This is a genomic window from Rhodococcus sp. IC4_135, assembly GCF_011602025.1.
In the GTDB taxonomy this organism is placed as follows: Bacteria; Actinomycetota; Actinomycetes; order Mycobacteriales; family Mycobacteriaceae; genus Rhodococcus_F; species Rhodococcus_F baikonurensis.
This window is the reverse complement of the sequence record NZ_JAAOLG010000008.1, coordinates 104,876-128,049: the sequence shown is the minus strand read 5'-3', so window position 1 is coordinate 128,049 and position 23,174 is coordinate 104,876. Positions and strand designations below refer to the sequence as shown.

Sequence of the window (23,174 nt, the reverse complement as noted above, 5' to 3'; positions counted from 1 at the left end):
CTCATCGATGGCTAAACAGGGAAAGAATAGTAGAACAGGGAAATTCGCCACACATGGCGATTTCTCCTGCCTACATTCCGATGCCCAACGGATTTAAATGCCAGTGAAGGGTGCAGGGAAATCATGCTAGTGATGATGTTGATCGGATCGGGTGGAGGCGCACAGACTCCAGCTCTTTCGCCTGTGGTTTGAATGATCGGGGTCTATCAACTCAACCGAAGGGAATACTCATGAATCTGTCTCTGAAGAATTCCGCCAAATCGGCTCTGCTTGCCGCCACGGCGGGAGCAATGGTTTTTGCTGGCACCGGCATGGCTTCGGCAACGCATCTTCCTGCCGTAGGTCAAACGCCTACCGCCGCCAACCAGGTATGCGGTGTAGTCAAAAATGCCGCCGGAATGGGAATCCATGGCGCGACCGTGACCGGCACTCTAGTGCCGCCGCCAGGGGCGCCGTGGACCGCCTCAACCACTACGGACGCTGCGGGAGGATGGTGTCTCCAGGGTACCGGCACGATGGCCGATCAGGTTCAGGGCGGGGCGACTGTCAATCTGGTAGCGACAGACGGGGCATCCACCCAGTCGATCACCGGAATTGGCGTTTCGAGCTTCCTGTCGCACGCCTACTGGGGTCTCGGTATCCCTCCCAAGTCGGCCTGGAACTATAACTTCGTACTTTAGGAGAGAAAAACCAATGTCCTATGACTTTCTGGGAGCTTTAGGCTCCTTCGTGAGGGGAATCGCGCCTATCCTCGGGGGATCCTTGGATGGGCTCAATGCAATGTCGATGAACGTCTCATCGTCCGAACCTAGCTGAGGGGGAGTTATGGAGCTAAGTGCAAGCATGTTCGGCTCACTGGGGCAAACAGTCACCCAGATGCTGCCCACGCTATATGCCCTCTTGATCGAGGGGCCGATTACCTTATCACTTGGGAGGCCATGATATGGCCGGAAAGAGAAACTGCTGATGTCACTGCAAGAAATGTCATTGGACCTCTCTGAGGTAATTTTCGGCTCTTTTATTGGAGGGCCTCCCAACTACGTCGGATTCGGCGCTTTGCTGACGACGTTCCTAGATTCACTCTCGTGAGGTGAGACCATGTCTTCGGATTACTACCATGGAATGGTCCAGCTCCTGAATGGGCTGCTGACTGCCGGGGTGATGGGGCTGTATGTGGCCTCAATGGAGGGCGCTGGGTTCCAGAGCCTGGACATGATTACTGGTGGTGGTGCCGGCAGTAGTTCATAATCGAACAGCAGGTTGAGCCCGATCGTCATAACGATCGGGCTCAATCTCGACTGTCCGGCAGAGTGATTGCGCGGGAGCGACAGAAATTGACCATGCTTGGTGTCGCGGGAGTTCTGGCGCTTGCCTGGTGGCGAGTTTCAGGTCGCCACTTGTGACCGATTTACACAGTGTTTTTGCAGATCAGGACCGTGTTGTTGCTGGTCGGGGTCAGGGTGTCGCGACCTGGTGCTTGTCGCTGGATTGAGGTCCGACATTTTGCGGCGTGCTGGCGCGTTGACTTTGCAGGGAGGTCTATTTCGACCCGTTTAACCTGATCGTTGCGTGTTTGTCAGGTGCGCGTTGGGCGCGCACTTGATTCGTACGTGTGGTGCCGCCAGTGGAGTGACTGACTTGAGGGCTAACCTCGCGCTTTCACGATAGTCGTCACGAAACCCAGTGCCAGACACAAAGAAAGGTGCCCTGAACTGCAATAATAAGACTTGTCTAGGGTCAAATTATTCACGTTCGAAAGGCACCTGTCTGGTGAGTAAGTCTACATTCCTGCTATCCGAAACTCTCCGTCGACACCACCGACCGCGCACTGGTGTCGCAATCCGGAGCGATTATTCTGATCAGCACCGCCGAATGAACCGGCCTGACGACAGCTTTGTTCGAAGCTTTGTCGCCGTGGCGTAAACCCACCGCTCACCACGATCCGGGCAAAATCAGGCACTGTCACGTTAATCGAGAAGTATAGACTCAGCCGTCCGAGATATCCTTCGAGCCTCCAGTAGATAACTGGACTTCAAACCTTTTGACAATACTTTGGGTACAAGTAGACATGCGTGTGCCTGGATAGCGCAGACTGAAAGGTGTCCGTTGTGCCTATTTTCAGCTCTTCGACCGTTTCTGGCGAGCCCAGAGCGATCGAGCATCTATGGGGTGCCGGCCCGCATTGTCGACAGCCACCAGGACTGGCGCATACTTCGTCCTCGCAGTACTCAAAATGATCGACTGAGCTGGTCAGCGGTTCGGTGCAAGAGCGTAAGTGCTTGACAGAATCGCCTGTTCGACCCTTCGTCACGGCCCGTGAGGTTTGATCAACTCGGTCTTGTAGAGCCCGTTGATCGTTCGGCGAGCGCGTTGTCGTAGCTCGACCCACTGATGGACGCGGCCGTTCACCCTCAGGCCCGGTCCTGGCCTTGGCTCGCAGCGAGTCGGAGAGGGTAGGTCAGTTGGCGAGTCGCCGCGTATGCGCCTGTCGTAGATCGGTATTGGCGCGCCGGGTCTCGGCGAGTTTCTCTTCTTCGAGGTCGATGATGCGGCAGGCAGCACCGAGGGGTGCGCGGGCGGCGATGCGTAATCGACGGGCGCCACTATCTGCGGTGCCCACCTTCTGAACGGTGCGGGGGTGATCGGGCTCGTGCCGGCGAGGCTGCGCCGGAAGGCATCCCGAGATGGTTTCTCGTGTCGACCGATGGGAATACTCGGCCTGGTATCAGGCACGCCGACGGACGAGCAGACGATCGCTGCTGGCGAGTTCTGGGACAAAAGGCTCGACCCCACTGCGGTTTTCGGCCCACGACGGGGCTTGGTTCGGCGTGCGACGAGCAGCGTAGATAGAAGCCGTCTCTCTGTGCGTTGACCGCCCCTCGTGATCAGACCATCCTTCACGTCGTTCACTGACGTCTCGACAACGGCGACTGCGCCGCCGTGACTTACGTGACTCGGCACCATGTGACGGAGGGTGGGGTCCTGAACTTCTTGCTCGCCTTTCGCTTCGGCTGTTCAGCGCTGGGGTGTGAGGTAGATAAGGTCAGCGACCGACGCCCAAAGCGCATACGCAGACGGCCGCCGCACTCCCGAATGCTGGGAGTGGCGACGACCGTCGAGTTGTCAGAGCGTGTAGGTGGTTCGTGAACCTCAGGGCAACAACTGGTCCAGGAACGTGTTGCTGAAGACCTTGTGCGGATCCAACGCGTTGAATGCGGCGTTGGCGGTGTCCCAGTTGTCGCTCGATGGGACGCCGTCGCGGTAGGTCTGGGGGAGGCCCTGGGTGATGATCGGGGTGTCGGTGTACGGCTTGTCGGGGCCGAACGCCCAGCCCTTGGACCACTCGGGGCGGAAGGTGGCGTCGTTGTTGTTGTAGTGATTGCGCATCCACTGTTCCATTTCGCGGTAGAACGCGAACATGCCGGGGGTTCCGGGGACGCCGAGGGCGTTGAGCCAGATGGCGGTGTCCCACTCCGGATGGTCGGGGCGGGGGCGCATGGCCGAGATGGTGGGGGCGCCTGCCGAGTCGACCTCGACCTCGGACGGTTGATCGAGGCCGCAGCAGCGGATTTCGACGGGGCCGTTGAGGGGGAACTGTCCGATGGAGCGGTAGTACTCCATGCGGCCGTTGAACCACTGGGTGAAGTCGTGGATGACCTGGCCGATGTTGGCGCGGGAGGTGATGACGGCGCCGCCGCCCTCGGTCAGGCGCAGGGTGGTGGCCCGGATGTAGAACTGTACGTCCTTGGACCATCCCCAGAGGTCGTTGGAGAAGGTGGCGGCGAGTCCGGCAACGGTGGTGGCGTACATGATCTGGCCGAATGCCGGTGCGATGCCCGGGTTTCCGGCGTTGATCTGGCCGATCATGTCGGTGACCGGCTCCGGGAGGTTGTCGGAGAAGATGTAGTTGTACGGTCCGGTCACCTCACGCGAGAACGGCGGCTTGGTGGGGGCAAGTGACCACACCTTCATCCACGGGCGTTCTGTGAAGGGGTACCAGATTGCTTCTGCGCGACCGTTTTCGCGGACGAACTTCTCGAAGGTTCGTCCGGACGCGCCGCGGGCGCCGAAGAGTTCCTGCCAACCGATGTCGGTGTGGCTGACGCAGCGCATGCGGTAGTTGGGAGCGGCTTGCAAGGTGACGGAGGTGAGGAAGGTGCGTCCGAGGTGAGTCAGCAGCGGCTTGATCGCCGCGTCGCTACGTGCATACGTCTTCAGTGCGTATTCACTACCGTTCCAGACCACCGCGGTCAGGGACGTGACGAGGTTGGAGAGTGAGCCGAAAGTCTGTCCGGGAACATGCGCTTCGCCTTCGGCGGGAAGAGCTGCGCCGTGAGCGTCGACGGCGAGGCAGCCGGCGATGGTCAACACACCAGGTGCCGGCAGGTTCGCGAATCCGAGGCCCTGTGCCTGCAGTGCGGTGGTGATGGCGTCGAGGGTCGCGCCGGGTCCTGCGGTGACGGTAGCCGGGCTGCCGCCGGCGTTGACGGAGACGCCGGTGAGGTGGACTGTGGTGTCGGCGAGGATGACCTTGTCGACCGGCGCGCCGTTGACGATGGTCAGCGGTGTCCAACCGTGCATGGCGCCGCGGGGGCGAATGGTGTAACCGTTGGCGTGTCCCCAGTTCGCGAGGCGGACTACGTCTTCGGGCGTCTTGGGCGAACAGGTCCAGATCGCGTCGAGCATGATCTCTTTGGACCAGTTCTGATATGCCTGCTGGTACAGCGCGATGCCTTCGGGGAAGGCAGGCGGCGGCGTGAGGGTGGAGACGGGACCACCCGCGGAGCCGGAGGAGCCGGCGGGGACGGCATAGGCGGGCGTCCAGCCGGCGAATGCGGTCGCTGCCACGGCGCCGGCTCCAGCCGCCATGAAACCTCGTCGGGACAGTCGGAACTTTTCGTCTTGTGCCGTCATCTTCGGGCTACTCCATCGGGTTCGAGAACTGCGGTGAGTTCTAACAGGTGGGTATCAGACAGGTGGGTATCAGACAAGAGTGAGAACTACGTCAGCCAGAGCAGGAGCTTCGCGCTCCAGTACAGAAGCTGAGATCAGGAGTCGCCCATTGTCTTTCCAGATCTGGATACTCAAGTTCTCGCCGGGAAATACGACCCCGGCAAAGCGGGCCCGAAATCCGGCTACCCGACTGCTGTCGCCGTCGAGCATGGTATCCACTGCGGTCTTGCAGACCATTCCGTAAGTACACAGTCCATGCAGGATAGGCGCTGGAAAGCCTGCCGCGGAGGCGAATTGCGGATCCGAGTGCAACGGATTCCGATCACCACACATCCGGTACAGCAAAGCCTGCTGTGGAAGCACAGGCGTCACCACTGTCTCATCTGGTTCGCGATCCGGAAGCGAAATCGACTCCGACGGACCACGTTCACCCCCGAAACCACCCTCGCCGCGGGCGAAAATGGACGAGCGAGCGGTCCAGAGAGGGTTGCCTTCGGCGTCGACCGTGACGGATTCCTGCACGATCACCGCGGCCTTGCCCTTGTCCCAGACCTCGGCGATTCGAGTTGTGGTGCGGCCACTTCCAATTGCCGGGATCGGCTGATGGACAGTGACTTCCTGGCTTCCGTGGACTACCTTCGCCAGATCGATTTCGACGCCGGGGAACGAGACCTTCGGGGCTTCGGTGGCGTGGAAGTTGGCGGCGACGGTGGCGAAGGTGGGTAGTACCTGAGGCTTTTCGTCGTCGAGGTAGCGCAGTTCGCTCGGATCGAGCGGACGTGCTCCAGCGCCCAGTGCCAAGTGGTAGTGCTGCACGTCCGACGGCGTCCACGAGAACTCTTGTGGGGCAAGCTCGGCGCCGAGCGCGATCTTCGGATCAATTGGCATGGTCGACCGCCGTCTTTTCAGTCGCAGCTGATGCCGTTGCTCCGGTGGTCTCGGCCTTCTTTGCGCGCTCGACGATGTCGAGTACGGCCAGGTAACCGAAAGTCATTGCGGGACCGATGGTCGCGCCCGGTCCGGCGTAGGTGTGGCCCATGACCGGAGCGCTCGCGTTGCCGGCGGCGTAGAGGCCGTCGATGACGCTTCCGTCTTCGCGTAGTGCTCGGCCGTTGACGTCGGTGCAGATTCCGCCCTTGGTACCGAGGTCACCCGGAACCATCTTGATGGCGTAGAACGGAGCCTTGCTGATTTCGGCGAGGCTGGGGTTCTTCAGCCGGGGATCGCCGTAGTACGCGTCGTATCCACTGTCGCCACGTCCGAAGTCCTCGTCCTTGCCGTTGCGCGCGAAGCCGTTGAACCGATCGACGGTCTCGGTCAGCGATGCGACGGGAAGTCCTGTCTTCTCGGCCAATTCGGCAATGGTTCCTGCCTTGACCACGATGCCGGCCTTGAGCCAGCGGCCGGGGAAGGGGGAGCGGGGAGTGATACCGGCAAACGTGTAGCGGTTGCGGTAGCGCTGATCGAGGATCATCCACGTCGGGATGTTCTCGCCGGGGCCTTCGCCCTGACCGTACTCACCGCCGTACATCGCATGGGTTGCCTCGACGTACGGAGCGGCCTCGTTTCCGAAGCGCTTGCCCGACATGTTGACCATCATGCAGCCCGGGAGGGTGCGCTCGGAAAGAGCGAACCACGGGCCGCCGGTCAGTGGAATGGACGGGCCCCACCAGGCGTCGTCCATGAAATCGACTGCAGCGCCGACTTCTTGGCCCGCGCGGATGCCGTCGCCGGTGTTGGCCTTCGCGCCGACGGTCCATTCGGTGCCGATGGGTGCGCGCTGGTACTTCTCACGCATTTCCTTGTTGTGCTCGAATCCGCCGGATCCCAACACGACTCCGTGGCGGGCGCGAATGACCTGCTCCTCGCCGTCGACGAGGACGTTGACGCCGCGAACTGCGCCGTCTTCGGTGTACAGGGAGGTCAGCGGGGTGTTCAGCAGGATGGGTACTCCGGCGGACTGAAGTCCGAGTCGAATACCGGCGACCAGTGCCTGGCCGCGAACCAGCAGATCCTTCTTGGTGGCCTTGGCTGCGAGGAATCGCATGCCGACCTTCATGGCGCGCAGGGGTCCGCGAGGATTGCGCATCAGCAGGTTGAGCCACTTGTAGTCGGCCTGGGTGATGACGAAGTTCTTGGGGGCCTTGACGTAGTCGGGCTCGAGGTTCTTGCGGTCGGCGCCCAACTTGTTGCCGTCGAACGGGGTGGGCTCGACACTGCGGCCACCGAGGCGTCCGCCGGGAGCTTCCGGGTAGTAGTCGGAGTAGCCGGGCACCCACTGCAGTTCGAGCGGGCTGTTCTTCAACACGAACGAGAGCATCTCGGGACCGCGCTCGAGATAGGTGTCGATGCGTTCGGGAGCGACGACGTCGCCGATGATGCTGTGCAGGTAGGAACGTGCGGCCTCTGGCGTATCGGTGACACCGTCCGCTTGAAGTGCCTCGTTGTTGGGGATCCAGACCCCACCACCGGAACGGGCGGTCGATCCGCCGTAGTGGGCGGCTTTCTCCACGATGACCACACTCAAGCCCTGGTGGGCTGCGGTCAAGGCCGCTGTCATACCTGCGGCACCACTGCCGACGACGACGATGTCGTATTCCTGCTTGCTCATGTAGAACACGTTATAGAATGATGGGGGTGTCAGTCCATGCTTTCTGCCAGGAAGTATTTCCGGACGTTGTCATTGATAACGAAACACGTTGCAGTGAGATTGAGGATGGTGCGGTGTGACCTGGGATACTTCGGTTGACGTCCTTGTCGTCGGGTTCGGTGTGGCGGGCGCCAGCGCGGCGCTCGAAGCGGTAGCGGCCGGTTCATCGGTTCTGGCGATCGACCGAGCGCTCGGTGGTGGCGCCAGCACGATTTCCGGAGGAATCTACTACGCCGGTGGCGGCACCGTGATTCAAAAGGAAGCCGGCATCGAGGACAGTCCCGAAGCCATGCTCGCCTACCTGAACCGCGAGGTCGGTGACGCGGTGACGCCGCAGACCCTGCGCCGGTTCGTCGACGAGAGCCCGGCGTCGATCGACTGGCTGCGCAGTCACGGAGTGCCGTTCGAGGCCTCACTGTGTCCTTACAAGACGTCGTACCCGAGCAACAAGCACTACCTCTACTTCTCGGGCAGCGAATCTGCCGGTGGGTTCCGTGACATCGCAAAGCCTGCTCCGCGCGGTCATCGTGCCAAGGGGCGTGGCACCTCGGGGAAGATGCTGTACGGCCCGCTCGCGAAGTCCGCGGAGGCGAAGGGCGTCCAGTTGCTCGGCCAGACGCGAGCGGACCGGCTGATCATCGAGGACGGCCGGGTGATCGGCGTCGAAGCACTGACGCTTCGTGACGCTCCTGCCGGAGTTCGGCACCGGCACGCGACGCTCGGATCCCTGTCCTCCAAACCCGGCGTCTACGCGCCGCAGTTGCGCACGATTCTCGACGCACTCATCGCGAAGATCGAGAAGAAGTACGCCAAGCGGATTCGCATCCAGGCGCGCGGAGGCGTGATCCTGAGCGCCGGCGGCTTCGTCTCCAATCGCGAGATGATGCGCACCCATGCCCCTGCCTACAAGGGCGGTATCCCGCTCGGCACCTCCGGCGACGACGGCAAGGGCATCAACCTCGGCATCGAGGCCGGGGGAGCGACCGACAAACTCGGCAATGTCTCAGCCTGGCGATTCATCGTCCCGCCCAGCGCTTTTCTCGGTTCGGTTCTGGTGGGTGAATCCGGAGAGCGGATCGTCGACGAGTCCCGTTACGGTGCCGCACTCGGTCAGGCGATGGCGGAGAAGAGCCGCGGAATCGGTTGGTTGCTGGCAGATTCCGCACTCGTTCGTGAAGCGAAGTCGCAGATCGGTGACCAGTCGATGTGGTTCCAGCGAGTACAGACCACCGGCATGATGCGTACCGCCGTCCGTGGCAACACCATTGCCGAGGTCGCCCGCAAAGCGGGGATAGACGTCGCCGGCCTTCAAGCCACAGTCGACGCGCACAACTCCGCCGCCGCTGCCGGACAACCTGATCCGATGGGCAAACCGTCGGACTTCGTCAGGCCGATACTGTCTGCACCGTTCACGATGTACGACGTCTCGATCAAGCCCAACATGATGAATCCGTGCCCGATGCTCACGCTCGGTGGATTGGTGGTCGACGAATCGTCCGGCATGGTGAAAAACGAGGCCGGGGAGGGTATCCCCGGCCTGTATGCCGCCGGCCGTACCGCCGTCGGTATCTGTTCCAACTCGTATGTGAGCGGATTGTCGCTCGCCGACTGCGTGTTCTCCGGCCGTCGTGCCGGCCAGCATGCAGCCACATTCGCAACAGTCGGAAAGGCCTGATCGATGCTCTCGACGCAGATCCGCGGCGAACTTGCCGACCATCTCGATTCGGCGGAACGGGACCGCGCTCCGATCAGTCCGCTGATCGCCGACTATCCGGAAATAGATGTCGTCGATGCCTACGAGATCCAGCTCATCAACATCCGGCGTCGAGTTGCCGGTGGCGCAAAGGTGGTCGGACACAAGGTCGGGCTCTCGTCACTGGCGATGCAGCAGATGATGGGCGTCGACGAGCCCGATTACGGTCATCTGCTTGCCGAGATGGAAGAGTTCGAGAACCGTCCGGTCGACACCTCGCGGTTCTGCTTCCCACGCGTCGAGGTGGAGGTCGCCTTCATTCTGGGAGCAGATCTGCCGGGCGCCGGGTGTACCGAACAAGACGTCATCGACGCAACTGTCGCCTATGCGCCGTCCATCGAATTGATCGACAGCCGGATCAAGGACTGGAAGATCGGCCTCTCGGACACCATCGCGGACAATGCCTCCTCGGCGGGGTTCATCCTCGGCAAGGAACGAGTTCGCCCGTCGGACATCGACATCAAGGCGATCGACGCGGTGCTGACCTGCAACGGCGAGCGGATTGCGGAGGGGCGCAGCGATGCGGTTCTCGGGAACCCGGTCACCGCTGTCGCGTGGTTGGCGCAGAAGGTCGACACGTTCGGGGTTCGGCTCAAGGCCGGCGACATCGTTCTGCCGGGTTCGTGCACGCGAGCGATCGACGCTCATCCAGGCGACAACTTCCGAGCCGAGTTCAGCGGCCTCGGCTCCGTCTCTCTTCAGTTCACGTAGGAGTAGTCATGACCAAGGCAAGTGTGGCGATCGTCGGATCGGGAAACATCAGCACCGATCTGTTGTACAAACTGCAGCGCTCCGAGTGGCTCGAGCCGCGATGGATGATCGGAATCGATCCCGAGAGTGAAGGATTGGCACGCGCTCGCAAGATGGGACTCGAGACCTCCGCCGAGGGCGTCGACTGGTTGCTCAGCCAGGCGGAGAAACCGGACCTGGTCTTCGAGGCGACGTCGGCATACGTGCACCGCGAGGCAGCACCCCGCTACGAGGCCGCCGGTATCCGTGCCGTCGACCTGACTCCGGCCGCGGTCGGCCCGGCTGTGGTTCCGCCCGCGAACCTGCGCGAGCACCTCGACGCGCCCAACGTCAACATGATCACGTGCGGTGGGCAGGCAACCATTCCGATCGTCTACGCGGTATCGCGTGTCGTCGACGTGGCATACGCCGAGATCGTCGCCTCCGTGGCGTCGTTGTCCGCCGGCCCGGGAACTCGCGCGAACATCGACGAGTTCACCAAGACCACCAGCCGCGGTATCGAGACCATCGGCGGCGCACAGCGCGGCAAGGCGATCATCATCCTCAACCCCGCAGACCCGCCGATGATCATGCGCGACACCATCTTCTGCGCTATCCCCGAGGACGCCGATCGGGCCGCGATCACCGACTCCATTCACCGCGTCGTCAAGGACATCCAGCAGTACGTGCCGGGTTACCGGTTGCTCAACGAACCGCAGTTCGACGAACCGAGCGTCGTTTCCGGTGGCTATGCCACGGTCACCACGTTCGTCGAGGTCGAAGGCGCAGGCGACTTCCTGCCCCCGTACGCGGGCAACCTCGACATCATGACGGCAGCAGCCACCAAGGTGGGCGAGGAAATCGCCCAGAAGCTTCTGAGTGTGAAGGCATGAGCGACATGATTCATTTCGATTCGAGCTGGGACATCCGCGTCACCGACACGTCGCTGCGCGACGGCTCCCACCACAAGCGTCATCAGTTCACCGTCGAAGAAGTACGGGCAATCGTCGGTGCCCTCGACGGAGCCGGAGTGCCGGTCATCGAGGTCACTCACGGCGACGGGCTCGGCGGGTCCTCGTTCAACTACGGCTTCTCGAAGACTCCCGAGCAGGAACTGATCAAAGCTGCAGTCGAGACGGCGACCAACGCGAAGATCGCCTTCCTGATGCTGCCCGGGCTGGGCATCAAGGACGACATCGTCATTGCGCAGGACAACGGTGCGTCTATCTGCCGCATCGCAACTCACTGCACCGAGGCGGACGTATCCATCCAGCACTTCGGTCTCGCGCGTGAGCGTGGACTCGAAACCGTCGGATTCCTCATGATGGCTCACTCGATTCCGCCGGAGAAGCTGGCCAAGCAGGCCCGCATCATGGCCGACGCGGGTTGCCAGTGTGTGTACGTGGTCGACTCGGCCGGCGCGCTGGTACTCGAGCAGGTATCCGATCGCGTCGAGGCGCTGGTTCAGGAACTCGGCAACGATGCTCAGGTCGGCTTCCACGGCCACGAGAACCTGGGCCTGGGCGTCGCCAATTCCATCGCGGCAGTTCGTGCGGGAGCCAAGCAGATCGACGGCAGCACCCGTCGGTTCGGTGCCGGTGCCGGCAACGCCCCGGTCGAGGCCTTCGTCGGTGTCTGCGACAAGATCGGCGTCAAGACCGGTATCGACTTCTTCGCGATCGCCGATGCAGCCGAAGACGTTGTGCGCCCGGCAATGCCGCAGGAATGCCTGCTCGATCGTCAGGCACTGATGATGGGCTACGCCGGCGTGTACTCGAGCTTCCTCAAGCACGCCGAGCGTCAGGCCGAGCGGTACGGAGTGTCGTCCGCGGAGCTGTTGGTACGCGCAGGCAAGCGCAAGTTGGTCGGCGGCCAGGAAGATCAGTTGATCGACATCGCACTGGAACTCCAGCGCGAAGCAGCGGCTTCCTAGCCCATGGCAGACGTACTGGCCGGAAAAGTGGCCTTGGTGACCGGCGCGTCCTCAGGGTTGGGGCGCGCGGTGGCCGAGATACTCCACCGCAGGGGCGCACAGGTTTTCGGTATCGCCCGTGACAAGGAAAAGCTGCGACAGTCGATGGTCGAGGTGGTCGGCGCGGATGGAGAGCGTCGTTTCGCGGCGACGGACGTCTCGGATTCCGCTCAGTGTGATGCGGCCGTGCAGGCGTGCGTCGACGAACTCGGTGGTATCGACATCCTCGTCAACGTGGCGGGATCCCACTCGCTTCGTCACACGGCGGATGTTGCGGATTCCGAATGGGCACATGACCTTGCGGTCAATCTGAACGGACCGTTCTTCCTTTCCCGCGCAGCATTGCCGCACTTGCTGGAACGGGGCGGCAACATCGTCAACGTCTCCTCGATCGCGGGGCTGGAAGGGCAGGCGTACTCGGCTGGATACTGCGCTGCCAAGCACGGACTCATCGGTCTGACCCGAGCGATGGCGATGGAGTTCACCGGAAAGTCTCTGCGTGTCAACGCAATCTGCCCCGGCGGCATGATGACTCCTCAAGTTACCGGATTCACCTTCCCCGACGGAGTCGACTTCGATCTCGTCATGAAGGTTGCCTCGCCGCGTGGCTTGATGGAAGCCGAGGACGTTGCGAAGATGGTGGCTTTCGTTGCCTCCGACGACGCCTCGGCGATACACGGGGCCGTCTACTCGGTGGACAACGGAAAAATGGCATGACCCCGTTGGTCTCGGGACCGATCTTCCAGATCTGCTGGGTGGTCGAGGACATCGAGGCCGCCGAACAGGAGTTCACTCGGCAGTGGGGAGTGGAGCGATGGCTACGTATGCCAGACATCGCCTTTGGTCCAGAGACCACAACGTATCGAGGTGAGCCTGCCGACTATGTCGTTCACGTGTCGATCGGATATGCGGGCAGCCAACAGCTCGAGTTGATCCAACCAGTGTCCGGACGCAACCTGTACACGGAGTTCCTGGAGACTCACGGCGTCGGAGTTCATCACATGGCTTGGGTTCCAGACGATTATGAGGCGACGTTGCTCGAGGCCGAGCATCGCGGAATGTCGGTGGTGCAACAAGGTCGGGTAGAGGGCGCCGGCATGGAGTTCTCCTACCTCGATGCCGGGCCGTTGGGTGGATACGTCGAGTTGATGAAGCTCTCGCCCGAGATTCGGTTGATGTTCGCTTCGCTCATTCCTGATTGACGGCAAACACTTTCGTGAAGTAATCGGAAACGTTCTCCGGGTGACCACGGAATCCGAGGTAGCCGTCGGGGCGAATGACCAGCGCCGTCGTACCTTCGACCCCATACGCGGCGCACAGTTGCGAGGCGTTGTCCTCGATGGTCGGCACCAGCGAGTCGACGGTCACGGTTCCCGGTGGCACTATCGCGTAGACGTCCAGCAAGCCGTGCGCTGATCGAATTGCGGCGTCGGCCACCTTCTCCAGGTTGTTGATGCTCTCTGCGGATCCGTCCGAAGTCAGCAGTAACGTGTGGTCGACTCCGGACAGCAAGTCGAACAGCCGAATTGGATACTGCACACCGTCTCGGCGCATTCCGCGTGCATCGGGTGCACGCTCGCCCGGTTGAACGTGTGGACTCGAAGAGTTACGCCCGGTGTTCAGCGGACTCTCCGAGTAGTCGATCAACAATTGAGCCTGGCGCCGCATTGCCGTGTCGATGGAAGACTCTCCCGAACCGATTCCTTCTCGAGCATTTCGGACCGTCATCCCGACGACTTCTTCACCGACCGGCCGCCTTTCGGCGTCGTAGGTCTCGAGAAGATCCGATTTCGCAACACCCTTGACGGCGAGCGCTACCTTCCATGCGAGATTGTGGGCATCTTGTATCCCGGTGTTCATGCCCTGCGCTCCAGTCGGGGGATGGATATGTGCGGCGTCACCGGCGACGAAGACCCGCCCGCGACCGTAGGCGTCGACGATGCGGTGGCTGATGCGAAATACCGAGGACCACCGCAGCGTCGAGGCGGTTGTCGGTTCTGGGGACAGTCTGTCCAGCACTGCTTGGATGTGATGGAGCTCAGGTGTCGTGCCGGTTGAAAAGCCATGTTGTACAGCGGCTTTGTTCGACGATTCGTCCGGCATCAACTCTTCCGGAACGAGCATCGACATGCGGTACCGCTTGTGTCCGGGGAGCGGGATGCACACGAGTAGGTCGTCGGTGGTTCCGTCGTCGGCGGTGTGGTTGGCTCGGACGGAGTAGCCGCTGGGGATCGACCAGTCGACTTCGACGTCGCCGAGCATGTAGCTTTCGGCAAACGCACCGCCCTCGAAGCTCAGGCCAAGCCCTTTGCGGACCACGCTGTGAGCGCCGTCGGAACCCACCAGGTACCGGGCTGTCACGGTGCTGCCGTCGCTGAGTGTGCAGGTGACGCCGTCGTCGGATTGTTCGAATGCGGTAAGGCCGACTCCGCGTTCGACGGTTGTCCCCAATTCGGCGAGGCGCTCGGTGAGGATGCGCTCCGTCGAATACTGGGGCAGGCAGAGGAACCAGTAAGGGACGTCCTCGGGGAGGGTGAGGTCGACGCGGCCGACCTCGACGCCGTTCGTGTACATGATTTGACCGCGCATCAATGTCGAGGCATCAAGCGCCTGGCGGAGCACCCCCATGTTCTCGAAGAGTTCGAGAGTGCGTGGCTGAATCCCGACGGCTTTCGCGTATTGCCGCGGTTCGTCGAGGGGGTCGATTATCCGACATGAGATACCGCGTCTGCGCAGCTCGATCGCGGTGGTCAATCCGATCGGGCCGGCGCCCGCTACCAATACGTCGGTATCCATGAGGACCCACTCACGTCGAGGACAGTCGGTCATTTCAGTATGGGTAAGCGAACTTTTGTTTTGGGGAAATTCGCGCAAATCAGACATTTAGGGACATTCTGCACGGGTTGATGACGTTGAGCTCGTGGGAAGATCGCGACGTGAAGGCAGACGAGTTGCATCATGAGCCGCCGGGGTATCGCTGCCCGTTCTGTCGCTACGCGCTCGGCGAGTTCGACGAGCACAACGCGTCGACAGACCTGGTTGCTCGAACCGACCATGCAATCGCTCGGGTTTCCCCGAAGTGGTGGCCGGGCAACCGCGGCCACGTACTTGTGTCACCGATCGAACACTTCGAGAATCTCTACACTTTGCCGACGAGCGTCGGGCACTCGGTGTTCGACCTCGTTCAGGCTGTGGCTGTTGCAATTCGTGAAGCCTACGGCTGCGACGGTATCTCGACCAGGCAGCACAACGAACCGGCGGGCAACCAAGACGTCTGGCACCACCACGTCCACGTATTTCCGAGATACGAATCCGATCGCCTGTATGCCCGACATGGCGAGGCGGCATACGTTCCGCCCGAGGCTCGCGCGCCTTTCGCTGCACTTTTGCGCCCTCGATTTCCTGAACGCTGATCTGCAGCCGCATCCTGCCATGTACAAATTGGCGTGTTTGTAAAACTTTTACCCTCAAAATCGTTGACAAAAGACCGCAATTTGTCCACTCTCTATACATAGATGTTGTTCGTGTCGCGGTTTGCCGCGCAGGACGCACTCACTGATTCGAACGAGAACTGGAGAATTCGATGGCGGCGTTGGTTTACACCGAGCCAGATGGTCGGCTCGCAACTTGGAGAGACCGGAAACGCTACCTATGGCTGTTGGCGCTGATTCCGTCATCGGCAACTTTCATCGCAGTGGGGCTTGTTACCGCCACCGGATGGAATGTCTTCTGGTGGACCGGCCCGCTGATTGCTTTTGCCCTCATTCCTGTCATCGATATTCTGGCGGGCGAGGACGGGAAAAATCCGCCCGACGAGGTGATCGACGAACTCGAGAACGACCGCTTCTACCGGTGGTGCACCTACGCCTATCTGCCGCTGCAATACACGGCCTTCTTCCTGTCCTGCTACATCTGGGCGCGTTGGGATTTGAGCGTTCTCTCCAATATCGGACTCGCAGTGACGATCGGTGTGACGGCCGGAATCGGCATCAACACCGCCCACGAACTCGGGCACAAGAAGGAAAGCGTCGAGCGCTGGTTGTCCAAAATCGTTCTCGCACAAAGTGCTTACGGTCACTTCTACCTCGAGCACAACCGTGGCCACCATGTGCGAGTGTCGACTCCGGAAGATCCGGCGACCTCGCGCTTCGGTGAGACCCTCTACGGTTTCTGGCCGCGCAGCGTCGCCGGGGGATTGAAGTCGGCGTGGCATCTCGAGAAGACCCGCTTCGAGCGTTTGGGCACCACACACTGGAGTATCAAGAACGACGTTCTCAACGCCTGGCTCATGTCGGTTGTTCTGTTCGGTGTCGCGCTTGCAGTGTTCGGGATCGGTATTGCGCCGTACCTCGTGATCCAGGCCTTCATCGGATTCTCGCTGCTCGAAGCGATCAACTACCTCGAGCACTACGGACTCCTGCGTCAGAAAACCGCAAGCGGACGGTACGAGCGATGCACGCCGGCGCACAGCTGGAACAGTGATCGCATCTGCACCAACGTCTTTCTCTATCACCTGCAGCGGCACAGCGATCACCATGCGAACCCGACGCGTCGCTACCAGGCGCTTCGCAGCATGGAAGAGGCACCTCAGCTCCCGAGCGGGTACGCCAGCATGATCATGCTCGCCACAGTTCCGCCCTTGTGGCGCAAGGTGATGGATCACCGCGTCCTCGCGCACTACCGAGGTGACATCACCCAGGTCAACATCGCGCCGAAGAAGCGGGCCAAGATCCTCGCGGCCTACGGGGTGAACGCATGAACGCCTACATCTGCCCGATCTGTGATTACACGTACACCGAATCGACAGGTGCTGCGCGAGAGGGCTTTCCGCCCGGCACGCCATGGTCGAGTATCCCGGACGACTGGTGCTGCCCCGACTGCGGCGTCCGCGAGAAGGTCGACTTCACGCTCGTCGCGCAATCCTGATCGAACTACCCACCGACGAAAGGAAAACCGATGTCCGAGACTGCCACTGCTTACAAATTGTTCCGCTGCCTCCAGTGCGGGTTCGAATACGACGAAGCGATCGGCTGGCCCGACGACGGTATCGAGCCGGGCACTCGCTGGGACGAGATTCCCGAAGACTGGTCCTGCCCTGATTGTGGTGCTGCCAAAGTCGATTTCGAGATGGTCGAGGTGGACCGCTGATGACAGCGGTCCGCGAGTCCGACACACGCACCGTGGTGATCGTGGGCACGGGCATCGCCGGTGCCGGTGCGGCGCAGGCCCTGCGCAAGGAAGGGTTCGGCGGCAGCATCATCCTGATCGGCAGCGAACCCGAGGAGCCGTACCGACGCCCGGCGTTGTCGAAAGAACTTCTGTCCGGGAAAGCGTCGATCGATCGGGTTCGGTTGCGGCCCTCGACGTTCTGGAGCGAGGAGGGCATCGACCTCCGGATCGGCAAGACTGTCACGAGTATCGACACCGATACCCGCACAGTACATTTGGACGACGCCGAGAGCATCGACTTCGACGTTCTGATTCTTGCCACGGGTGGACGGTCCCGACGGTTGGCCGCGGACGATTCCGAGCGCGTTCACTATCTTCGGGATATCGCAGACATGCGACGCTTGCAATCTCAGCTGGCCGAAGGATCCTCGCTGCTGGTTGTCGGTGGCGGATTGATCGGATCCGAGGTGGCATCGACCGCACGCGACTTGGGTTGCAGTGTGCAGGTTCTCGAAGCCCAGCCACTGCCCCTGTCCCGGTTGCTACCACCGTCGATAGCGGAGCGGATCGCTGCGCTGCACAACTTCGCGGGCGTCGACCTTCAGACGGGAGTCGATCTCGAGACGCTTACTGCAGGTGTCGACGGTGTCACCGCACGTGCGCGTGACGGACGCGAGTGGACGGCGGACTTGGCCGTCGTCGCAATCGGATCCTTGCCCGATACCGATGTGGCTGCTGCGGCGGGTATTGCGGTGGACAACGGGATTTCGGTCGACCGATACCTCAGGACGTCTGTCGATGGTGTGTACGCGATCGGAGATGTAGCCAACGTGCCCAACGGTTTTCTCGGCGGCATGCACCGTGGTGAGCACTGGAACACTGCGCAGGACCACGGCGTCGCAGTTGCCAAGACCATCGTGGGAAAGGATGAACCTTTCGAATCCGTCCCGTGGAGTTGGTCGAACCAATTCGGCCGCAACATCCAGGTAGCCGGTTGGCCAGGTGCCGATGACACCGTGATCGTCCGCGGAGACTTGGACTCCTACGATTTCACCGCGATCTGCACGCGCGACGGAAATATCGTCGGTGCTGTGAGCGTGGGGCGGCCGAAGGACATTCGCGCCGTCCGAACCATGATCGAACGCTCCCCGGACCTCAGCGCCGACGTACTCGCCGATACAAACAGGGATCTGACCGAACTTGCGGCGGGTCTTGTCGCCTCACCGGTGCGCTGAGTGCACTCGTGACTTCTGTGGCTTGCGTGTCCACCGTTTTGACACCGAGCACGGGCGATGGAAATCTTCCCGATATGTCCACCGCTCGTGCCCGTGTCCCGTACCACGAGGCAGCTCGTCAACTTCTCCGTGCGTCAGCGCTCGACGCCACACGCGAACTCTTGACCGAGAAATCGTGGAACGACATCACCATGGCGCATATCGCGGAAGCTGCGGGTATGAGCCGGCAGACGTTGTACAAGGAGTTCACGTCCCGGCAGGGGTTGGCGTCCGGATACCTCATCCGGTTTGTCGACGAGTTTCTCGAAGAAGTGGAACGTGAAGTAACGCTGCATCATTCGGATCCGCGGGGCGCGGTCTCGGCAGCCTTCCGTGCCTTTTTCGACGCCGGTGCCCGGGATCCGATGGTGGTCAGCATTGTCGGTCCTCGCCCGCAACATGACCTGCTGAGCCTGGTCACCACCGACGGGACTCCGCTGCTCGAACATGCGAGCGCGAGGTTGGCCGAGATCTTCATGACCAGTTGGGCGAACGTCGACCGCGTCCATGCCGAGATGTTCGGCAGCACGATAGTGCGTCTCGCGATCAGTCACGTGACGTTGTCCTTCGGTACTCCCGATCAGATCGCCGAGAACCTGGGGGAGATGTTCGGGCCGTTCCTCGATCAGGTCATCGGTTCGGGAGCAGTCGAACCGAACTGAGCCAATGGGATCGATACGGTTTCCGAGCTAGGACGGAAGTTCGATCGAGCGTGATCGCCGTAGTTCTTTGGTGGGAAATATCGCCGTTGTGTGTGAATCCGCGTCTCACTTCTCGGTAGCGTGCCGGGCGTAGATCGAGGTGCGATCCGCAGGGGTGGCTCTCGTGAAGTTCCGTCAACGATGGAGGAATTCGAAGATGAAGAGCCGCAATAAATCTCGAGTGTTGTCGACCGTTGTGGTAGTTGCATCGTTTGTCATGGCCGGGGCAGGTGTGGCAGTCGCCGACGAATCCTCGTCAGGGTCCTCCGGGGGAGGATCACTCGGTTCCTCCAGTGCGCCGGAGGTTGATCCGTTGACCTTCGACGGTTGGGGCACGTGCCCGATCGAGGATCTCGAGGTGACGACGTGCGCCACCGTCGTGGTGCGGGGAGGGACCATGAAATTGGGTGCACTTTCGGTGCCGATCCCGGACGGCAGTCTCAAGGTTGCGGGCGGGGTGAAATACGCGACCCAGCCCGACAACAGTTTCGTCGAGACCTTCGTCGCCAAGCAGGACGGGTCCAACGGGGTCTATTCCAACCCGATTTCGGTGCCAGGGGGTGCGCTCGGGATCGATACTCCGCTCGGATTGACTCAGATCAGCGCGACAGTCGAATCGGTGGGAGTCCCGGATCTGAAGGTCCTTGAGCAGGAACTCACGATGCCGGTCCGCTTGAAACTGTCGAATCCGTTGCTGGGCGACGATTGCTACATCGGTTCGATCTCGAATCCGATCAACCTTTACCTGACGACAACAGGCAACCCGCCATCGGAACCCATCGGTGAGTTCCCGGGTGCAGTGTTTCCGGCAGTCCCACATTCGGATGCTGCGTTTGCGGCGCCGGGGGCTAGCGGATGCGGACCACTGGGTGCGCTCAACTGGGCGGTGAATCTCCGTGGGGGAGTGCCGGCAGTCAGCGGAAAGAACTCGCTCACCACGTCGAGCGACGTCTATGCGGTGGCTGCACGGAAAGTGCGACCGCCTGCCTGACAGACGCACAGTTGCCGGAACGCACAACGAGGGCCGACTCGTGGTGGGTCGGCCCTCGTTCTGCACAATCGGGTCAGCTGACCTCGGGATCACGCACCGTGATGGTGCCGTCCCTTACTGCGTCGGCGATGCTGTCGTGCAGTTTCGGGCAACCGTCTTTCAACGCCGTCGACTGCCCGGAAGCAATTGCCTCTTTGAAGGTGTGGCAACGCAGCGCCGGGTCGGAAGTCCACTGAACACTGGTGTGCTTGTACGTGTTCTTGCGAACAAGTACGCAGGCACCGCATGCCTTGCAGTCGACTTCCTGCAGACCCGAGTCGAGGTATTCGTGCTTGTCCTCGATCGTCTGGGCCGCGATCGCCTCGAGCCGTTCCGTTTGCCCGGCAAAGTCCGGAGCCTTGGCCCAGCGAGCCCACCGTGCGTCGGTTCCGATCGAGGCGCTCACGATTAGACCTCTGCTTCTTTCTTTGCCGCTTCTGCTGCGGCTTCCTTCTCGGCTTTCTGGCGTGCGAGGTTTTCCTCGACCTCGGCGTGCCAGGCTTCGTTTGCCTTGGTGGTGTCCACCTCGAACTCGAAGCGCTGCGTCATCTTCTCGGTGACGTCGGCCTTGTCCACGTAGAACTGCTCGTACCAGCGTCGTAGCTGGTAGACGGGGCCGTCTTCTTCGCAGAGGAGGGGATTTTCGATCTTGGTCTTGTTCTTCCAGATCGCGACGTCCTGTAGGAAGCCCTCGCTGATGCCCTCGGTGAACTTGCCGGCCAACTTGTCGGCCATCTCGTCGGAGACGCCCGTCGGCTTCTTGACCGTCACGCCCCACTGCAGCACGAACGAGTCCGGGCTGATCGGGTAGTGGCAGTTGATCAGAACACTCTCGACCTCGTATCCGCTGTAGCTGTTCCACAGGGGATTGACCATGTACGACGGCCCGTAATACGCAGCTTCGGAGCGAAGCAGCGTGTCGCCGCCGTACTGGGAGGCCATTCCGATGTCGGGACGGCCTGTGGTGTTGAGGTACTGAGTGGCGATCTCACCTTCGAAGACGTTCTTGAAGTACGTCGGGAAGGCGTAGTGGATGTAGTAGAAGTGCGCCATGTCGACCACGTTGTCGATGATCTCGCGGCAGTTGGAACCCTCGATGACCATGGAGTTCCAGGTCCAGTCGGTCCATTCGTCGCTGTACGCGCCCTCGATACGAGGAATCACGATCTCCTCGGGCGGTGGATTGCCCTCGGGGTCGTTCCAGACGAAGAGCTGACCGTTCTGCTCGAGGGTCGTCCACGCGCGGGTACGTGCGAGCGGAGGCACGCGGCGGGCATAAGGAATGCCGGTGCATTTGCCGTTGCCGCCCCAGCGCCAGTCGTGGAAGGGGCAGGCGATGGAATCGCCCTTGACCTCGCCTTGTGTGAGGTCACCGCCCATGTGACGGCAGTATCCGTCGAGAACTTTGATGTCGCCCTTGCTGTCGGCGAACACCACGAGCTTCGTACCGAAAGCCTCGATCGCGTGCGGTTTGCCGTCCTTGAAGGTCTTCAGTAGACCCAGGCAGTGCCAACCGCGGGCGAAACGAGTCTGCACCGTTCCGACGTCGATCTCGCGAATCTGCGCCATTGTGACCTCACATCCCTTCTAGCTGTTAGTAGAACACGTTATAGAACTCGATCCGGTTCCGCCAGATTTTGGGGGCACTTGTTACAGCATTGCGGCCACAAACGGGACCTTTGTCAGCGTCTCGACAGAAAAGAGAACGTGTTCTAGTCTCAAGTGTAAGTGAACCAACCGATCGAGGAAGACGGGAGCGTCGAAGTGGGTAACCATGACAGCCACGAGGTGATGCAGAGGCTCGACGCACTACTACCGGCACTGCGCGAGCGCGCACAGGAGACCGAGGATCTGCGTCGTATCCCCGACGAGTCCATCAAGGGACTCCAGGAAACAGGCTTCTTCCGCTTGCTGCAGCCGAAGCAGTGGGGCGGATACGAAGCCGATCCGGTGCTGTTCTACTCCGCGGTCAAGAAGATCGCCAGCGCGTGCGGTTCCACAGGGTGGGTCTCCTCGATCATCGGCGTACACAACTGGCACCTCGCCCTCTTCTCTCAGCAGGCGCAGGAAGACGTGTGGGGCAACGACACTGACGTGCGCATCTCGTCCTCTTACGCTCCGATGGGTATGGGTGAAGTAGTCGAGGGCGGATACAAGGTCAACGGTGCGTGGGCGTGGTCCTCGGGTTGTGACCATGCCAGCTGGGCCGTTCTCGGTGGTCCGGTGTTCAAGGACGGCCGCGCAGTCGATTTCGTGAGCTACCTGATTCCTCGCGAGGACTACCAGATCGACGACGTGTGGAATGTGGTCGGCCTGCGTGGAACCGGCTCCAATACCGTTGTGGTCAAGGATGTTTTTGTTCCCAAGCATCGCGTTCTGAGCTTCCGGGCGATGAGCGAATTGACCGCCCCGGGCCTGGAGAAGAACACTGCACCGGTCTACAAGATGCCGTGGGGAACCATTCACCCCACCACGATCTCGGCACCGATCGTCGGAATGGCGTACGGCGCTTACGAAGCGCACGTCGAGCACCAGGGCAAGCGCGTTCGCGCTGCGTTCGCCGGCGAGAAGTCGAAGGACGATCCGTTCGCCAAGGTGCGCATCGCCGAGGCGTCCAGCGACATCGACGCCGCGTGGCGTCAGCTCTCCGGCAACGTCGCCGACGAGTACGCGTTGATCCTTGCGGGCGAAGAGGTTCCGATGGAACTACGCCTGCGCGCTCGACGTGACCAGGTGCGCGCCACTGGCCGTGCGATCGCTTCGATCGACAAGCTCTTCGAGAACTCCGGCGCCACGGCGCTGCAGAACGGCACGCCGATTCAGCGTTTCTGGCGTGACGCACACGCTGGTCGCGTCCACGCCGCGAACGATCCCGAACGTGCATACGTCATGTTCGGAACCGGCGAATTCGGTCTGCCGATCACCGACACGATGGTCTAGAGG

22 protein-coding genes are annotated in these 23,174 nt (G+C 61.5%); 15 read left to right on the top strand and 7 right to left on the bottom strand.

What is annotated here, in order from left to right; all coding sequences use genetic code 11:
- Positions 1–230: 230 nt before the first annotated feature.
- The gene (locus G8767_RS16710; RefSeq protein WP_166810742.1) at positions 231–680 is read left to right on the top strand and encodes a hypothetical protein; all 450 of its coding nucleotides are present in this window, start codon (positions 231–233) and stop codon (positions 678–680) included.
- 1,778 nt (positions 681–2,458) lie between these two features.
- Here G8767_RS16710 and G8767_RS16700 read toward each other — a convergent pair.
- The 4 genes from G8767_RS16700 to kstD form a co-directional block, all read right to left on the bottom strand.
- Positions 2,459–2,620, bottom strand: coding sequence for a hypothetical protein (locus G8767_RS16700; protein ID WP_166810741.1), 162 nt, complete (start codon positions 2,618–2,620; stop codon positions 2,459–2,461).
- Between the two features lie 530 nt (positions 2,621–3,150).
- A complete protein-coding gene (locus G8767_RS16695) occupies positions 3,151–4,914 on the bottom strand; it encodes a cholesterol oxidase substrate-binding domain-containing protein (RefSeq protein ID WP_166810740.1) in 1,764 nt (587 codons plus the stop codon).
- Between the two features lie 69 nt (positions 4,915–4,983).
- The gene (locus G8767_RS16690; RefSeq protein WP_166810739.1) at positions 4,984–5,841 is read right to left on the bottom strand and encodes a MaoC/PaaZ C-terminal domain-containing protein; all 858 of its coding nucleotides are present in this window, start codon (positions 5,839–5,841) and stop codon (positions 4,984–4,986) included.
- Positions 5,831–7,564, bottom strand: coding sequence for a 3-oxosteroid 1-dehydrogenase (kstD, locus tag G8767_RS16685; protein ID WP_185564823.1), 1,734 nt, complete (start codon positions 7,562–7,564; stop codon positions 5,831–5,833). The genes G8767_RS16690 and kstD overlap by 11 nt, the downstream gene beginning before the upstream one ends.
- Positions 7,565–7,679: 115 nt before the next feature.
- On the opposite strand from kstD, the gene G8767_RS16680 reads away from it, so the two are divergent.
- Genes G8767_RS16680 through G8767_RS16655 form a run of 6 tightly spaced genes read left to right on the top strand, consistent with a single transcriptional unit; the run spans position 7,680 to position 13,259 of the window.
- Positions 7,680–9,278: an FAD-binding protein gene (locus tag G8767_RS16680; protein WP_166810738.1), complete on the top strand. Its 1,599-nt coding sequence runs from the start codon at positions 7,680–7,682 to the stop codon at positions 9,276–9,278.
- 3 nt (positions 9,279–9,281) lie between these two features.
- Positions 9,282–10,067: a 2-keto-4-pentenoate hydratase gene (locus G8767_RS16675; protein ID WP_124568886.1), complete on the top strand. Its 786-nt coding sequence runs from the start codon at positions 9,282–9,284 to the stop codon at positions 10,065–10,067.
- An 8-nt stretch (positions 10,068–10,075) separates the two neighbouring features.
- On the top strand, positions 10,076–10,978 hold the full coding sequence (locus G8767_RS16670) for an acetaldehyde dehydrogenase (acetylating) (RefSeq protein ID WP_124568885.1): 903 nt from the start codon (positions 10,076–10,078) through the stop codon (positions 10,976–10,978).
- Entirely contained in the window at positions 10,975–12,018 is a 1,044-nt protein-coding gene (gene dmpG, locus G8767_RS16665) for a 4-hydroxy-2-oxovalerate aldolase (RefSeq protein ID WP_020906144.1), read from the top strand. Before G8767_RS16670 ends, dmpG begins: the two co-directional genes overlap by 4 nt.
- A 3-nt stretch (positions 12,019–12,021) precedes the next feature.
- Complete coding sequence (locus G8767_RS16660) at positions 12,022–12,774, top strand: SDR family oxidoreductase (RefSeq protein ID WP_166810737.1); 753 nt, start codon at positions 12,022–12,024, stop codon at positions 12,772–12,774.
- Positions 12,771–13,259 (top strand): VOC family protein, encoded by a 489-nt coding sequence (locus G8767_RS16655; protein WP_166810736.1) that lies wholly within the window; start codon positions 12,771–12,773, stop codon positions 13,257–13,259. Before G8767_RS16660 ends, G8767_RS16655 begins: the two co-directional genes overlap by 4 nt.
- Here G8767_RS16655 and G8767_RS16650 read toward each other — a convergent pair.
- On the bottom strand, positions 13,246–14,853 hold the full coding sequence (locus tag G8767_RS16650; RefSeq protein ID WP_166810846.1) for an FAD-dependent monooxygenase: 1,608 nt from the start codon (positions 14,851–14,853) through the stop codon (positions 13,246–13,248). The genes G8767_RS16655 and G8767_RS16650 overlap by 14 nt on opposite strands.
- Positions 14,854–14,963: 110 nt before the next feature.
- On the opposite strand from G8767_RS16650, the gene G8767_RS16645 reads away from it, so the two are divergent.
- The 7 genes from G8767_RS16645 (at position 14,964) to G8767_RS16615 (ending at position 20,192) form a co-directional block, all read left to right on the top strand.
- Positions 14,964–15,470, top strand: coding sequence for an HIT family protein (locus G8767_RS16645; RefSeq protein ID WP_206029442.1), 507 nt, complete (start codon positions 14,964–14,966; stop codon positions 15,468–15,470).
- A 170-nt stretch (positions 15,471–15,640) separates the two neighbouring features.
- Entirely contained in the window at positions 15,641–16,816 is a 1,176-nt protein-coding gene (locus G8767_RS16640) for an alkane 1-monooxygenase (RefSeq protein WP_124568882.1), read from the top strand.
- Entirely contained in the window at positions 16,813–16,983 is a 171-nt protein-coding gene (locus G8767_RS16635) for a rubredoxin (protein ID WP_042449409.1), read from the top strand. Before G8767_RS16640 ends, G8767_RS16635 begins: the two co-directional genes overlap by 4 nt.
- Positions 16,984–17,013: 30 nt before the next feature.
- Positions 17,014–17,205, top strand: coding sequence for a rubredoxin (locus G8767_RS16630; protein ID WP_007734094.1), 192 nt, complete (start codon positions 17,014–17,016; stop codon positions 17,203–17,205).
- Positions 17,205–18,461: an FAD-dependent oxidoreductase gene (locus G8767_RS16625; protein WP_124568881.1), complete on the top strand. Its 1,257-nt coding sequence runs from the start codon at positions 17,205–17,207 to the stop codon at positions 18,459–18,461. Before G8767_RS16630 ends, G8767_RS16625 begins: the two co-directional genes overlap by 1 nt.
- Before the next feature lie 74 nt (positions 18,462–18,535).
- The gene (locus G8767_RS16620) at positions 18,536–19,162 is read left to right on the top strand and encodes a TetR family transcriptional regulator (protein ID WP_095970934.1); all 627 of its coding nucleotides are present in this window, start codon (positions 18,536–18,538) and stop codon (positions 19,160–19,162) included.
- 196 nt (positions 19,163–19,358) lie between these two features.
- Entirely contained in the window at positions 19,359–20,192 is an 834-nt protein-coding gene (locus G8767_RS16615; RefSeq protein WP_166810735.1) for a hypothetical protein, read from the top strand.
- 73 nt (positions 20,193–20,265) lie between these two features.
- On the opposite strand, the gene G8767_RS16610 is transcribed toward G8767_RS16615, so the two are convergent.
- Together G8767_RS16610 and G8767_RS16605 are read right to left on the bottom strand one after the other, a co-directional pair.
- Positions 20,266–20,637, bottom strand: coding sequence for a hypothetical protein (locus tag G8767_RS16610; RefSeq protein ID WP_007734099.1), 372 nt, complete (start codon positions 20,635–20,637; stop codon positions 20,266–20,268).
- Between the two features lie 2 nt (positions 20,638–20,639).
- Positions 20,640–21,800: a Rieske 2Fe-2S domain-containing protein gene (locus G8767_RS16605; protein WP_003945847.1), complete on the bottom strand. Its 1,161-nt coding sequence runs from the start codon at positions 21,798–21,800 to the stop codon at positions 20,640–20,642.
- 195 nt (positions 21,801–21,995) lie between these two features.
- Here G8767_RS16605 and hsaA point away from each other — a divergent pair, with 195 nt between their 5' ends.
- Positions 21,996–23,171 (top strand): 3-hydroxy-9,10-secoandrosta-1,3,5(10)-triene-9,17-dione monooxygenase oxygenase subunit, encoded by a 1,176-nt coding sequence (hsaA, locus tag G8767_RS16600; RefSeq protein ID WP_031332838.1) that lies wholly within the window; start codon positions 21,996–21,998, stop codon positions 23,169–23,171.
- Positions 23,172–23,174 lie beyond the last annotated feature (3 nt).